Source organism: Leifsonia shinshuensis, assembly GCF_022606355.1.
In the GTDB taxonomy this organism is placed as follows: domain Bacteria; phylum Actinomycetota; class Actinomycetes; order Actinomycetales; family Microbacteriaceae; genus Leifsonia; species Leifsonia shinshuensis_B.
Genome location: NZ_JAHHZQ010000002.1, coordinates 366,138 through 378,658 on the forward strand (window position 1 = coordinate 366,138; position 12,521 = coordinate 378,658).

A 12,521-nucleotide genomic window follows, 5' to 3' on the forward strand; every position below is an offset into this window, starting at 1 on the left:
CGGAGGCGCGAATGAAGGCCGTCCATTTCGGGGCAGGCAACATCGGGCGCGGTTTCGTGGGGCTCCTGCTCCACGAAGCCGGGTACGAGGTGGTGTTCGCCGACGTGAACGCGGAGCTGATCGACGCCCTCGCGGCGGCCGACTCCTACGACGTGCACCTGGTCGGCGACGAGTCGGAGACGAAGACCGTCACCGGTTTCCGCGCGATCAACAGCGCGACCGACGAGGATGCGCTGGTCGCCGAGATCGCGACCGCCGACGTGGTCACGACCGCCGTCGGCCCGCGCATCCTGCGTTTCGTGGCTCCTGTGATCGCGCGGGGCCTGGCGGCCCGTGCGTCGGACGCGCCGCGCCTGGCGGTGATGGCGTGCGAGAACGCGATCGGCGCGACCGACCTGCTCGCCGCCGAGCTGATGGACGGCTTGCCGGACGACGACACCCGCGACGAGCTGGCTCCCCGAGCCGTGTTCGCCAACACGGCGGTCGACCGCATCGTGCCCGCCCAGGCGCCGGACGCGGGCATCGACGTGACGGTGGAGACCTTCTACGAGTGGGTCGTCGACCGGAGCGCGTTCAACGGGAACGTGCCGGTGATCCCCGGCGCGCACTTCGTCGACTCGCTCGGCCCGTACATCGAGCGCAAGCTGTTCACGGTGAACACCGGGCACGCGACGGTGGCGTACACCGGGTTCCTCGCCGGCGCGACGACGATCAGCGAGGCCATCGGGATCCCGACGGTGCTGACGGCCGCAGAGGCCGCGCTCGCGGAGACCTCGGCTGCGCTCAGCGCCAAGCACGGGCTCGACCCGGAGGAGCTGGCGGCGTACCGGGCCAGGATCCTGAACCGCTTCCGCAATCCCTACCTCGTCGACGAGGTCACCCGGGTCGGCCGCGAACCGCTGCGCAAGCTCGGCCGCAACGACCGGTTCATCGGGCCGGCCGCCGACTACGTGCAGTTCGTCGGCGGCGTGCCGGAGGCCCTGCTCGCGGCCGTGGGCGCCGCACTGCGTTTCGACGTGCCGGAGGATTCGCAGAGCTTCGAGCTGCAGCAGCTGCTCCAGCGCGCGGCGGCTGAGGACATCGTCGACGACGTCATGGGCGTTCAGGCGGGCGAGGAGCTCTTCGGGCCGTTGGTGGAGGTCGTGCGCGCCGCGCAGGGCTGAGGCGCGGTTGCGCGGGCGGCGAAGCCGCTAGCGCGGGACGATCGTGGCCGTCGGGTCGAGACACCAGTCGAGAACCGACGGCCACTCGCCGTATCCGGCTGCGACGGTGAGATGGCCGCCGTCCGGGATCGTGGTCAGCGGGATGCCGAGCGGCTCGGCGAAGACCGCCTCCGCCCCTTCCGGGCAGCACGGGTCGGCGTCCGAGGCGACGATACGCGTCGCGGCGGCCGGGCGGCTGGGCCGCAGCTCGGCGAACGCCGCGACCTCCGGGTTGCCGCGCAGGAAACCGGGCGAGGGCGGGGAGACCAGGAGCACCCGGTCGACGACCGACCCGGCGCCGGAGTCGTCCGGCCGCGCGCCCAGCCAGAGCGCGGCACCCAGGCTGTGCGCGATGACCGTGACGCGCGCACCGTCGGCGGACGCTTCGTCCAGCGCCGCCGCGGCGGCCTGCCGCCACGCCTCCACGTCGGGATCGGCCGCATCGGGCAGCTGCGGGTACTCCACGCGCTCGCCGGCCCGCCGGAGGGCCGAGGCCAGCTCGTGCTGCCAGTGCCCGGGCGGGCGGAAGTTGTCCCAGCCGTGCAGGATCAGGAACGCGCGCATGCTGCCGAGCGTAGTGCCCTCCCGGGCACGTCCCCGGTGCGCTCGCCCTCCTCCACGACGGGGGTCCCCGCGACCAGCACCCACGGGATGCCCGCGGCCTGGCGCCGCGGCTCGGCGAAGGTCGCGCGGTCGGCGACGGTCTGCGGGTCGAACAGTACGAGGTCGGCGACGGCGCCCGGCGCGATCCGCCCGCGGTCGGTGAGGCCGAGACGATCGGCCGGCCGGCGGGACAGGTGGACGATCGCGTCCTCCAGCGTGAGCACTCCCTCCTCGCGGACGTAGTGGCCGAGGTAGCGCGGGAAGGTCCCCCACGCGCGCGGGTGCGGCTTCGCGCCGACGAGGATGCCGTCGCTGCCGCCGGTGTGCCGCCGGTGCCGCATCATCGTGCGGACGTTCTCCTCGTCGCCCACGTGCTGGAGGATGCCGGTGCCGAGCCGGTCGGCGATCAGGAGGTCGACCGCCACCTCCGACGCTGGCTCGCCCACGGCGGCGGCGAGCTCCGCGACGGTGCGTCCGACACGGTCGCTCAGGGCGGCGTCGCGCACGCCGGAGATCTCCACAGCGCCCCAGTCCACAGGCACGCCGTGGGCGCCGTCGCTGCCGACGACATCCAGCTCGTGGATGATCCGCGCCCGCGCTGCGGGGTCGCGGAGGCGGGCGAGGGTCGACTCCGGGCCTCCCGCCGCCGCCCAGCCCGGCAGGAGAGCCGCGAGGGTGGTCGATCCGGGCAGGTACGGATAGGTGTCGAGGGTGATGTCGTCGCCGCGGGCCAGCGCATCGTCGATCAGCGCGACCAATTCGGCGGCACGACCGCGGTTCACGGCGAAGTTCATGGTCGCGTGAGTGAGATGCAGAGCGCAGCCGGCGCGACGGGCGATCTCGATCATCTCGGCGTAGCCGGCGAGGGCTCCCGCCCCGTACGAGCGTTGATGCGGCGCGAAGTAGCCGCCGTGCGCCGCGACGATCTCGCAGAGCGCCACCAGCTCGCCGGTGTCCGCGAACATGCCGGGGGCGTAGGTGAGGCCGGTGGACAGGCCGAACGCGCCGTCTCGCATCCCGCGCTCGACCTCGGCACGCATCGCAGCGAGCTCGAGCGTGGTCGCCGGTCGATCGTCAGCGCCGACGACGTTGAGACGGATCGTCCCGTGCGGGAGGAGCACGGCGACGTTCGCCGCACTGCCCCGGCGGTCGACCTCGGCGAGGTATCCGGCGATATCCGGCCAGCCGGCACCTCCTGCCGGGCCGTTCCAGCCGGCGAGCTGCTCGCGGAGAACCTCCAGCGTCGCCTCGGTGGCCGGCGCGTACGAGAGGCCGTCCTGTCCCACGACCTGCGCCGTCACACCCTGGCTCACCGCCGCGAGGTTCTGCGGGTCGTCGAGAACCGCGAGGTCGGCGTGCGCGTGCATGTCGATGAAGCCGGGTGCCACGGCGAGGCCGTTCGCGTCGATCACGCGGGCGGAAGAGGGCGCGATGCGCTCCCCGACCCCGACGATGCGTCCGGCGTCGACGAGCACATCGCCGTTCCGGGCGGGCCGGCCGCTGCCGTCGACGATCGTCCCGCCACGGATCAGGAGGGCGCCGACCGGGGCGCCGCTGCTCATGCGGTCGCGGCCCTGGCGAACGCGCGCGCCCGCTCGGTCACCGCCTCCCAGGCCGCCGCCTCGATGTCGTTCGCGCTGACCACACTCGATCCAGCTGTGACCGCGAGGGCTCCCGCGGCCGTCCACTCGGCGGCGTTGTCGGCGTGGAGGCCGCCGGACGGCACGAACGGCACGTCGGGGAACGGGCCGCGCAGATCCTTCAGGTGCCCGGGTCCGACGGTGGAGGCCGGGAAGATCTTCACCGCGGCCGAGCCGAGCTCGACGGCGCGCATGACCTCGGTCGGGCTGAGCGCGCCCAGCATGATCGGCACTCCCGCGTCGCGGGCGACGGCGGCGGCACCCTCACTGATGCCGGGAGTGACCAGGAAGCGCGCGCCGGCGGCGATGGCCGCCTCCGCCGTGCGGGCGTCGGTGACGGTGCCCGCCCCGACGAGCGCACCGTGCGGCTCGGCCGCTGCCGCCGCGATCACCGCCTCCACCCCTGGCGTGGTGAACGTGAACTCGACCGTGCGGATGCCCCCGGCCGCGAGAGCCCGGCACAGTGCGGCGGGGTCGTCGATGCGCGGCGCGCGGACGACGGCGAGTGCCCGGTCGGCGGTGAGGGTCTCGATCAGCATGGGTCTCCTGTCAGCGGGCGGCTCAGCGGTGCGCGCATCATCCGAACGTCGTTCATCCGAAGGTCGTGTCCAGCAGTCCGACCACGCGCGGTTCGGGCGCGAGGGCGTCGTCGACCACGGCGAGCGCCCGCCACTTGTCGAACGTGGTGCACGGGTGCGAGAGCCCGAAGCGGATGACGTCACCGACGTCGACAGCGGCGTCGCGCGGCACGCGCACGAAGGCGTGCTGATCGTTGAGCGCCGTTGTGACGGCCCCGTCCAGCGGGACGGCGACCGGGGAATCCAGGCGCCGGATCGCTTGCGGCACGGGCAGCCCTTCGTCGTACGGCAGGTCGCGCTTGCCGGCGTCGACCAGCACCAGCCCAGGCTCGGGGCGGGAGACGACGGTCGCCCACCCGTGGATGGCCGACCGGAACTCCCGACCCGACCCGGTGCGGCGCAGTGGCGTGATCGAGCGGTAGTAGCCGTCGTCGTGGGTGACATACGCGCCGGAGCGCAACAGCACCTCGACCCGCCGGCCGCGTCGGCCGTCGAGGTCGCGGCGCGGCGCGAGGGCGTCGGCGACCTGGTCGAAGTAGGCGCTCCCGCCGGCCGTGAGGATCACCGTCCCGTCCGGCGGATAGAGACCGGCGGCCTCGATGGCGTCGTGCAGCGCCAGAAGCTCGTCGAGGTAGGCCTGGACGCGCGCGAGCGACTCCGGCGAGGCGTCGTGCGCGAGCGCCCCCTCATAGCCGGCGACGCCCGCGAGCCGGAGGCTCGGTGACGCGGCGACGGCGGTCGCGACGGCCAGCGCCGCTTGCTCTCCGCGCGCGCCCGTGCGTCCTCCCGCGCCGCCGAGCTCGACGAGCACGTCGAGCGGCGCAGCGGCGTCGACCCCGCTCAGCGCCCGGGTCATGATGTCGACGGCGCGGGTGGAGTCCGCCCACACGGTCAGGCGGTCGGCATCGGCGGCGAGCGCGCGCAGGGCGGCCGGCTGCACGAGCGCGTTGGCCAGCAGCACCCGCGGGACACCCCAGCCGAGCGCGACGGACGCCTGCCACGGCGTCGCCACCGTGATTCCCCACGCCCCCGCGTCGAGCTGGCGATTCCAGAGCTCGCGACTCATGGTCGTCTTGCCGTGCGGTGCGATGCCCACGCCGGCCTCCCGGCACCACTCGGCCATCGTCGCGAGGTTGTGTGCGACGGCCGACTCGCTGAGGGTCACGATCGGAGTGGGGAAGTCCTGGAGGAGCGGGCGAGTGCTCGGAAGCTCGGCCAGGTCGGCGGCCGTGACGCCGAGCGGCGCGGCCTTGTACTGCTCCATCCGACCTCCTGGTTCGTGGTGTTGCGCATCATGCAACGCCCGTTGCACAACTGCTGTCCTCTTGTCTAGCATGATCCCGGACGATCGCGGAAGGGGAAACGGATGGCGGTGCCCGCAACCCTGGTGACCATCGGTGAGGCGATGATCGCGCTGTATCCCGACCACCACCTCCCGCTGTCGGACGCGCGCAGCTTCGGCTCCGACGTCGGCGGCGCGGAGTTCAACGTGGCGACCTCCCTCGCGCGGCTCGGCCTGCCGACGGCGTGGGTGTCGCGGCTGGGCGCGGACGGCTTCGGCGACCGCATCCTCGGCAGCGCCCGGGAGGCCGGCGTCGACACTTCCGCCGTCGAGCGCGACCCTGCGCGACCGACAGGCCTGTATGTGAAAGAGCCGGTGGCCGGACCCGCCGGCGTGCGGACGCGTATGCACTACTACCGCAGCCGGTCGGCGGCGTCGGTGCTCGGGGTCGCGCAGCTCCGTTCCGAGCCCGCCGCGGCCCTCCTGCGCGGTGCGGCCCTGGTCCACACCTCCGGCATCACGCCCGCGCTCTCGGCGTCCGCGGCAGAAGCAGCCGCGAACCTGCGCTCTCTCATCGGGCCGGACACGCTCGTCAGCGTCGACCTCAACCTCCGGCCGGCACTCTGGATCGACGGCGACCGTTCCGCGCTCCAAGCGCTCGTCGGGCAGGCCGACCTCCTGTTCGCCGGGCACGAGGAAACGGAGGCCCAATTCGGCCATTCCGACCCCGCGCGCCTCTTCGCCGACCTCCCCCACCTCGAGACGCTGGTGCTGAAAGACGAGGAGCGACGAGCTTCCGCGTACCGACGTGACGGAGGCGACACCCATGTTCCGTCCCTCACCGTGGAGGTCGTGGAGCCGGTGGGCGCGGGCGACGCCTTCGCCGCTGGCTTCCTCGCCGGGCGCGCGGAGGGACGCGACGACAGCACCGCGCTCCGGTTCGGTCACGCACTGGCCGCACTGACCCTGATCGGACACGGCGACCGCCCGCTGACCGTCCCGACCGAGGGCGAGCGCGATGCGATCGCGGCGGTCGACGACGCGAGCTGGGCCCGGTGGCGCGTGCACCCCGGCGACATCCCGTGGCACGAGACGACGTCGTGAGCCAATCCGTCGCCCGAGCGCTCGACCTGCTCGGGCTCGTCGCTCGTGGCGTTCGCACGCTCGACGAGCTGGCCGAGGAACTGGGCGTGCACAAGTCGACCGTGCTCCGGCTGCTGCAGACGCTCGAGTCACGGGGGTTCGCCGGCCACGACGCCGCTCACCGGTACCACGTCGGGCCCGCGGTCTTCGCCCTGGCCTCCGACGCGATCGACGGCGTCGACGTGCGCGCGGCGTCCGGGCCGATCCTTCGCGAACTCGCCGCGGCCACCGGTCAGACAGTGCATCTGGCGACCTACCAGGACGGCGTCGTCACGTACATCGACAAGGTCGACTCGCGGCAGGGTCTGCGGATGTACTCGCGGATCGGCCTCCCGGCCCCTCTTCACGCGACGGCGGTCGGAAAGGTGCTCCTGGGCGGCGTGGAGGTGGCCGAGCGGGAGCGCGTGGTCGCCGGCCTCGACCTCGCCGCCTTCACGCCGCGCACGCATGTCACCGCCTCCGCCCTGCTCGCCGACGTCAGGATCAGCGCCGAGCGCGGCTGGGCGGAGGACCACGAGGAGCACGAGACGTTCATGAACTGCGTCGGCGCGCCGGTCCGCGGTCCCGACGGCCGGATCGCCGCCGCGGTCTCGATCTCAGTGCCGAACGTGGTGCTCCCGCACGACGGCGTCCTCGCACTGCTGCCCACGCTCCTCGATGCGACGAGCCGCATCTCGGCCGAGCTCGGAGCACCCGTCCCGCAGGCGGCCGCTCTCGAGCCGGCCACCTCGGCGCCATCGACCTCCGCACGGGTGACCTCCGCACGGATGACCTCCGCACGCGTGACCTCCGCACCACCGAAAGGAACCCCATGACCGACCGCATCGCCATCAGCACGACCGAGGCCCCCGCCCCCGCGCACACCTTCTCGCAGGGGGTGCGCCGCGGCCCGTTCCTGCAGGTGTCCGGGCAGGGTCCGGTCGACCCGGAGACGAACGAGTACCTCCACACCGGCGACGTGAAGGCGCAGACCGTCCGCACCCTCCGCAACGTGGAGGCCGTGCTCGCGGCGGGCGGAGCCGGTTTCGACGACGTCATGATGCTGCGTGTCTACCTGACGACCCGAGACGACTTCGCGGCGATGAACGAGGCGTACGGCGAGTTCCTCGCCTCGCGCGTCCCCTCCGGCGTGCTGCCAGCGCGCACGACCGTCTTCACGGGTCTGCCGCGCGCGGAGATGCTCGTCGAGATCGACGCGTTCGCGGTGCTCGGTTGATGCACCTCCGCCGGGTCTGACAGTTCCCCGCGACCCCGCCGCGCGAACCGTCCCCGGTGGTACGTTTCGCATGTGAGCCGTATCGTGGCCGTGGCGCCCGTGCTTCCCGCCCGCAGCTACAGCCAGGGCGAGATCACCGCCGCCCTGCTCGCGATGATCACCAGCGACCCGCAGCGTCAGGCCGTGATGCGCCGCATCCACGCCGCCAGCGGCGTAGAGACCCGCAGCCTCGTGATGCCGCTCGAGCGGTACAGCTCGTTGGGGTCGTTCCGCGAGTCCAACGACTTCTTCATCGCCGAGGGGACGACCCTGGCCGAGCGGGCGGTGACCCAGGCCCTGGCCGCCGCCGGGCTCCTCGCGAGCGACGTCGACTTCCTGCTCTTCACCTCCGTCACCGGCATCGCCGCACCGTCCATCGACGCCCAGCTCGTGCAGCGGCTCGGGATGCGGCCCGACGTCAAGCGCCTGCCGAGCTTCGGCCTCGGCTGCGTCGCCGGCGCAGCCGGGATCGCCCGGGTGCACGACTATCTGCAGGGCCACCCGGGCGAGATCGCCGTGCTGCTCTCGGTGGAGCTCTGCTCGCTGACCGTGCAGGCGAGGGACGACTCGATGGCGAACATCGTGGCCAGCGGCCTCTTCGGCGACGGGGCGGCCGCCGTCGTGATGGCGGGAGACGACCGCGCCCGGCAGCTCGGCCTCCCTGGACCGGAGATCCTCGACACCCGCAGCCGCATCTACCCCGACACCGAGGGGGTGATCGGCTGGGACATCGGCGGCACCGGGTTCCGCATCGTGCTGAGCGCCGGCGTCCCCGACGTCATCGACCGCAACTTCGCGGACGACGCACGCGGCTTGCTCTCCGAGCACGACCTCGCGGTGTCCGATGTCGGCGCGTGGGCCGCGCACCCCGGCGGCCCCAAAGTGCTGGAGGCGTTCGCGCGGGCGCTCGACCTCCCCCCGGACGCGCTCGACGCCAGCTGGCGGTCGCTCGCCCGGGTCGGCAACCTCTCGTCTGCCGCCGTGCTGCACGTGCTGGCGGAGCAGTTGGACGCCCACCCTCCCGGCACCATCGGCCTGCTGTTCGCGCTCGGACCCGGCGTCACCAGCGAGCTCGTGCTGCTGCGCTGGGCCGGCGGCGCGCGAGTCGAGCGGCCTCCGGCCGAGCTCGGGGCCGTCGCGTGATCTGGTACACCGTGCTCGTCCTCGCGACGGGGGCGGAGCGGATCGCCGAGCTGGTCGTGTCGTCGCGCAACGCCCGCTGGTCGTTCGCGCGCGGCGGCGTGGAGTACGGCCGCCGGCACTTCCCGCCGATGGTCGCGCTGCATACCGGGCTCCTCCTCGCCTGCCTCGCCGAGGTCTGGCTGCTCGACCGCCCGTTCCTTCCCTGGCTCGGCTGGCCGATGCTGGTGCTGGTCGTGGCGAGCCAGGCCCTGCGGTGGTGGTGCATCGCGACCCTCGGGCCACGCTGGAACACGCGAGTGATCGTCGTGCCCGGCCTCCCGCTGGTGGCGCGCGGCCCGTACCGCTGGTTGCACCACCCCAACTACGTGGCCGTCGTCGTGGAGGGTTTCGCCCTTCCGCTCGTCCACACGGCGTGGATCACCGCCGCCGTCTTCACCGTGCTGAACGCGGTGCTCCTGCTGGCTTTCCGCATCCCCTGCGAGAACCGTGCCCTCGCCACCTCCGAGGCGACTGCCGCCCGCGCATGACCGCGCCGCAACTCGTGATCGTGGGCGGGGGCCCGATCGGGCTGGCCTGCGCGATCGAAGCGCGGCTGGCGGGTATGGACGTCGTCGTCGTCGAGCCGCGTGACGATCCGATCGACAAGGCGTGCGGCGAGGGTCTAATGCCGGGCGCGCTCGCCGCTCTGCACCGCATCGGCGTCGATCCGCCCGGTCATCCGCTGGCCGGGATCGCCTACCTGGACGACGGCCGACGCGTCGAGCACCACTTCGCCGACCGTCCGGGCAGGGGCGTGCGGCGCACCGTGCTGCACCGTGAGCTCGCCCGCCGCGCCGCCGAACTCGGCACACCCGTCGTCCGGGACAGGGTGACCGGGGTGGTGCAGCGGAGGGATGCCGTGGAGCTGACCCTCGGAGCAGACGGATCGCAGACGATCGAGTCGCCGTGGGTGATCGCCGCCGACGGCCTCCACTCTCCGATACGCCGCCTGATCGGCCTCGAGGGGCGCGCGCAGCGCCCCGGCCGCCGCCGGTACGGGCTGCGCCGCCACTACGCGGTGGAACCGTGGACGGATCTGGTGGAGGTGCACTGGTCGCCGCTCGTGGAGGCGTACGTGACGCCGGTGGACGATCACACCGTCGGCGTCGCGGTGCTCGGTCCTCGCCCGCTCGACCAGGATGCGTCGATCACCGGGATCCCGGCTCTGGCCGAGCGGCTGGCCGGCGCCCCCGCCGTCTCGGACGCGCGCGGCGCCGGTCCCCTCCTGCAGCGGTCGCGAGCGAGGGCCGCCGGCCGGGTGCTCCTCGCCGGCGACGCCTCCGGCTACGTCGATGCGCTGACCGGCGAGGGGATGCGGGTGGGCTTCGCACAGGCGCGTGCGGCCGTTGCGGCGGTCCGCGCGGGGAACACGGAACAGTACGAGCGGGCGTGGCGGGCGACCACCCGGGACTTCCGGATGCTCACCACGGGACTCGTCGTCGCGGCGCGCTCGTCGTTCCGTCCCCGCATCGTCCCCACGGCGACGGCGCGTCCTCGGCTCTTCGGGGCGATCGTGGAGCGCCTGTCCCGCTGAGGGGATCGCGCGCCGGGAGCACGTCTGTCGTGCCGTCGACGCGCATCGCGTGGGCAGGAACATCAGGTAGTATGCTGCCGATAGATGACACATGCAATATTTCTGCGAGGTGCGATGACCAACCACGACCAGTCCGATCGCGGCGCCGAAGCGCAGCTCGACGAGGGCTCCGCCCCGCCCCTGGAGTTCCGGGTGCGCCCGACGGCGGTCGCCGAGAAGGCGGCCCCTGCCCGACGCACCAGCGTCACGTTCTATCTCAGCGAAGGCCTCCGCAATCGTGCGCGGGCGGCCTACCGATCCACCTCCTTCGAGGAACAGGACAGCAGCTGGTCCGAGATGATCAACAAGGCCCTGATCGCCGAAGTCGAGCGGCGCGAGGCCGAGTACAACAGCGGAGAGACGTTCACAGCGAGCGAGGAGCCCCTCTCCCCCGGTCGTCCGATCGGGTTCTGACCGACGTCACGGGGGCGGACCGGGCTGTGCGGCCGGCCGCCCCCGTCGCGTCATCCTTCGTGCGATCCCGTCGTCATCCCTCCCGAGTCATCGGGTGTGGTGGCGGCGCTCACGGTTGGCCGTGCCGAACACGGCCAGTGCACCGAGCAGCGCGAGCAGGGCACCGAGCGCACCCAGCGTGAGCGCATCCGAACCCGTCGACGCGAGAGCCGTCGTGGCGCCGGCAGCTGCCAGCATCGCGACACCACCCGTCGACGCGACCGAGACGGCACCGCCTGTGGAGGGGCCGGTCGGAGTCGTCGGCGTCGTCGGTGTCGTCGGCGTGGTCGGTGTCGTCGGGGTCGTCGGCCCGGTGGGACCGGTCGTCGAGCCGCTGGTCGTGCTGTCGCCGAGCACAGCGATCGAGTCACCGGAGACCGTGATCGGCAGCGACAGTGCCACCGGCAGCTGCACGCCGCCGAGGATGCCGCCGTCGCCGGAGGTCGTCGACCCCGTCGGCGTGGATCCGGTGCCGCCGGATCCGGCCGTCGGTGCGGTCGCCGACGAACCACTGCTCGTCGCGTCGCCGAGGACGCTCACCGCGTCACCGGACGCCGTGACCGGAACCGAGGCTCCGAGCGGCACCTGAGCACCGGATCCCACACCGCCGGCACCCGAGGTCGACCCGGCCGAGCCCGCTGCGGCGGCGGGAACCGTCGCCGACGAACCCGACGAAGCGGCGTTCCCGAGCACACTCACTGCATTACCGGACGCCGTCACCGGAGCCGAGGCTCCAACCGGGACCTGCACCCCGGACAGGAGGCCACCGGCACCCGACGTCGTCGCACCCGAGCCGGTCGCGGCCGGTGCCGATGCAGCAGGCACGGCCGCCGTCGAACCACTGCTCGTCGCGTCACCGAGCACACTCACCGCATTGCCGGACGCCGTCACCGGAGCCGAGGCTCCGACCGGTACCTGCACCCCGGACAGGAGGCCACTGGCACCCGACGTCGTCGCACCCGAGCCGGTCGCGGCCGGTGCCGATGCAGCAGGCACGGCCGCCGTCGAGCCCGACGAGCCCGCATCTCCGAGCACGCTGATCGCGTTGCCGGACGCCGTCACCGGCACCGCTACGGCGATCGGCGCCTGCGCCCCGGAGAGCACGCCGCCCGTTCCGCTGGTCGACGCGCCTGCGGCCGGCGCAGCACTCGGCGCGCTCGCGGCGGTCGTGCTTGCCGAGCTCGAGCCCGCGTCGCCGAGGGCGCTCACAGCGTTCCCCGTCACCGAGACGGGCACGGAGAGGCTGACCAGCGCTTGGTCCCCGCTGGCGACCCCGCCGAGCCCGCTGGTCGAGACGGAGACGGCCGGAGCGGGAGCGGGCGTCGGCGACGAGGCGCCGGCCGAACTCCCGTCGCCCACCAGGGCGATGCCGTTTCCGGCGACTGTCACGGGCACCGTGATGCCGATGGCGGCCTGTCCTCCGGAGGCCACGCCTCCGGAACCGGTCGTGGATGGTGCTTCCGCGGCGTTCGCAGCCGCGGTGCCGGCGAGCCACAGCCCACCGACGCAGAGGGTGAACCACAACCCTCGGGAGACGTACTTGTTCATCGTTCAGCCTTTCGAATGAGTGTCTGCGATCTCCCGGTCGGGAGCTCGGGTCGCGTTCTGCC

Annotated in this window: 13 protein-coding genes; 8 read left to right on the top strand and 5 right to left on the bottom strand. The window is 73.1% G+C overall.

Features of this window, described 5'->3' with window-relative positions; translation table 11 throughout:
* Window positions 1-11: 11 nt before the first annotated feature.
* Window positions 12-1,163, top strand: a complete 1,152-nt coding sequence (locus KNO15_RS08525) for a mannitol-1-phosphate 5-dehydrogenase (RefSeq protein ID WP_241703108.1) — start codon at window positions 12-14, stop codon at window positions 1,161-1,163.
* Between the two features lie 27 nt (window positions 1,164-1,190).
* On the opposite strand, the gene KNO15_RS08530 is transcribed toward KNO15_RS08525, so the two are convergent.
* The 4 genes from KNO15_RS08530 to KNO15_RS08545 are packed head-to-tail and all read right to left on the bottom strand — an operon-like array spanning window position 1,191 to window position 5,287.
* A complete protein-coding gene (locus KNO15_RS08530; protein WP_241703111.1) occupies window positions 1,191-1,766 on the bottom strand; it encodes an RBBP9/YdeN family alpha/beta hydrolase in 576 nt (191 codons plus the stop codon).
* Entirely contained in the window at window positions 1,751-3,367 is a 1,617-nt protein-coding gene (locus KNO15_RS08535; RefSeq protein WP_241703112.1) for an N-acyl-D-amino-acid deacylase family protein, read from the bottom strand. The genes KNO15_RS08530 and KNO15_RS08535 overlap by 16 nt, the downstream gene beginning before the upstream one ends.
* On the bottom strand, window positions 3,364-3,984 hold the full coding sequence (locus KNO15_RS08540) for a bifunctional 4-hydroxy-2-oxoglutarate aldolase/2-dehydro-3-deoxy-phosphogluconate aldolase (RefSeq protein WP_241703114.1): 621 nt from the start codon (window positions 3,982-3,984) through the stop codon (window positions 3,364-3,366). Before KNO15_RS08540 ends, KNO15_RS08535 begins: the two co-directional genes overlap by 4 nt.
* Window positions 3,985-4,036: 52 nt before the next feature.
* Complete coding sequence (locus KNO15_RS08545) at window positions 4,037-5,287, bottom strand: amino acid deaminase (protein ID WP_241703115.1); 1,251 nt, start codon at window positions 5,285-5,287, stop codon at window positions 4,037-4,039.
* 102 nt (window positions 5,288-5,389) lie between these two features.
* Between KNO15_RS08545 and KNO15_RS08550 the strand changes: the two genes are divergently transcribed.
* The 7 genes from KNO15_RS08550 to KNO15_RS08580 all read left to right on the top strand — a co-directional run bounded on the left by KNO15_RS08550 (window position 5,390) and on the right by KNO15_RS08580 (window position 10,872).
* Window positions 5,390-6,409 (top strand): sugar kinase, encoded by a 1,020-nt coding sequence (locus KNO15_RS08550; protein ID WP_241703116.1) that lies wholly within the window; start codon window positions 5,390-5,392, stop codon window positions 6,407-6,409.
* Window positions 6,406-7,263 carry an IclR family transcriptional regulator gene (locus KNO15_RS08555; RefSeq protein WP_241703118.1) on the top strand — a complete coding sequence of 286 codons (858 nt, stop codon included), beginning with the start codon at window positions 6,406-6,408 and terminating at the stop codon, window positions 7,261-7,263. The genes KNO15_RS08550 and KNO15_RS08555 overlap by 4 nt, the downstream gene beginning before the upstream one ends.
* Window positions 7,260-7,664: a RidA family protein gene (locus tag KNO15_RS08560; protein WP_241703119.1), complete on the top strand. Its 405-nt coding sequence runs from the start codon at window positions 7,260-7,262 to the stop codon at window positions 7,662-7,664. The genes KNO15_RS08555 and KNO15_RS08560 overlap by 4 nt, the downstream gene beginning before the upstream one ends.
* Before the next feature lie 72 nt (window positions 7,665-7,736).
* On the top strand, window positions 7,737-8,846 hold the full coding sequence (locus KNO15_RS08565) for a type III polyketide synthase (protein ID WP_241703121.1): 1,110 nt from the start codon (window positions 7,737-7,739) through the stop codon (window positions 8,844-8,846).
* On the top strand, window positions 8,843-9,373 hold the full coding sequence (locus KNO15_RS08570) for an isoprenylcysteine carboxyl methyltransferase family protein (protein WP_241703123.1): 531 nt from the start codon (window positions 8,843-8,845) through the stop codon (window positions 9,371-9,373). The genes KNO15_RS08565 and KNO15_RS08570 overlap by 4 nt, the downstream gene beginning before the upstream one ends.
* Window positions 9,370-10,419 (top strand): NAD(P)/FAD-dependent oxidoreductase, encoded by a 1,050-nt coding sequence (locus KNO15_RS08575; RefSeq protein WP_241703125.1) that lies wholly within the window; start codon window positions 9,370-9,372, stop codon window positions 10,417-10,419. Before KNO15_RS08570 ends, KNO15_RS08575 begins: the two co-directional genes overlap by 4 nt.
* A gap of 114 nt (window positions 10,420-10,533) precedes the next feature.
* Window positions 10,534-10,872 carry a ParB family protein gene (locus KNO15_RS08580; protein ID WP_241703126.1) on the top strand — a complete coding sequence of 113 codons (339 nt, stop codon included), beginning with the start codon at window positions 10,534-10,536 and terminating at the stop codon, window positions 10,870-10,872.
* A gap of 87 nt (window positions 10,873-10,959) precedes the next feature.
* Here KNO15_RS08580 and KNO15_RS08585 read toward each other — a convergent pair whose 3' ends face one another.
* Window positions 10,960-12,459 (bottom strand): hypothetical protein, encoded by a 1,500-nt coding sequence (locus KNO15_RS08585; protein WP_241703128.1) that lies wholly within the window; start codon window positions 12,457-12,459, stop codon window positions 10,960-10,962.
* Window positions 12,460-12,521 lie beyond the last annotated feature (62 nt).

What these genes read in the sequence shown, in the direction of transcription:
- KNO15_RS08540 (WP_241703114.1), bottom strand. Translation starts at nt 3,984, where the DNA reads ATGCTGATCGAGACCCTCACCGCCGACCGGGCACTCGCCGTCGTCCGC.
- KNO15_RS08560 (WP_241703119.1), top strand. Translation starts at nt 7,260, where the DNA reads ATGACCGACCGCATCGCCATCAGCACGACCGAGGCCCCCGCCCCCGCG.
- KNO15_RS08550 (WP_241703116.1), top strand. Translation starts at nt 5,390, where the DNA reads ATGGCGGTGCCCGCAACCCTGGTGACCATCGGTGAGGCGATGATCGCG.
- KNO15_RS08530 (WP_241703111.1), bottom strand. Translation starts at nt 1,766, where the DNA reads ATGCGCGCGTTCCTGATCCTGCACGGCTGGGACAACTTCCGCCCGCCC.
- KNO15_RS08525 (WP_241703108.1), top strand. Translation starts at nt 12, where the DNA reads ATGAAGGCCGTCCATTTCGGGGCAGGCAACATCGGGCGCGGTTTCGTG.
- KNO15_RS08585 (WP_241703128.1), bottom strand. Translation starts at nt 12,459, where the DNA reads ATGAACAAGTACGTCTCCCGAGGGTTGTGGTTCACCCTCTGCGTCGGT.
- KNO15_RS08535 (WP_241703112.1), bottom strand. Translation starts at nt 3,367, where the DNA reads ATGAGCAGCGGCGCCCCGGTCGGCGCCCTCCTGATCCGTGGCGGGACG.
- KNO15_RS08545 (WP_241703115.1), bottom strand. Translation starts at nt 5,287, where the DNA reads ATGGAGCAGTACAAGGCCGCGCCGCTCGGCGTCACGGCCGCCGACCTG.
- KNO15_RS08575 (WP_241703125.1), top strand. Translation starts at nt 9,370, where the DNA reads ATGACCGCGCCGCAACTCGTGATCGTGGGCGGGGGCCCGATCGGGCTG.
- KNO15_RS08580 (WP_241703126.1), top strand. Translation starts at nt 10,534, where the DNA reads ATGACCAACCACGACCAGTCCGATCGCGGCGCCGAAGCGCAGCTCGAC.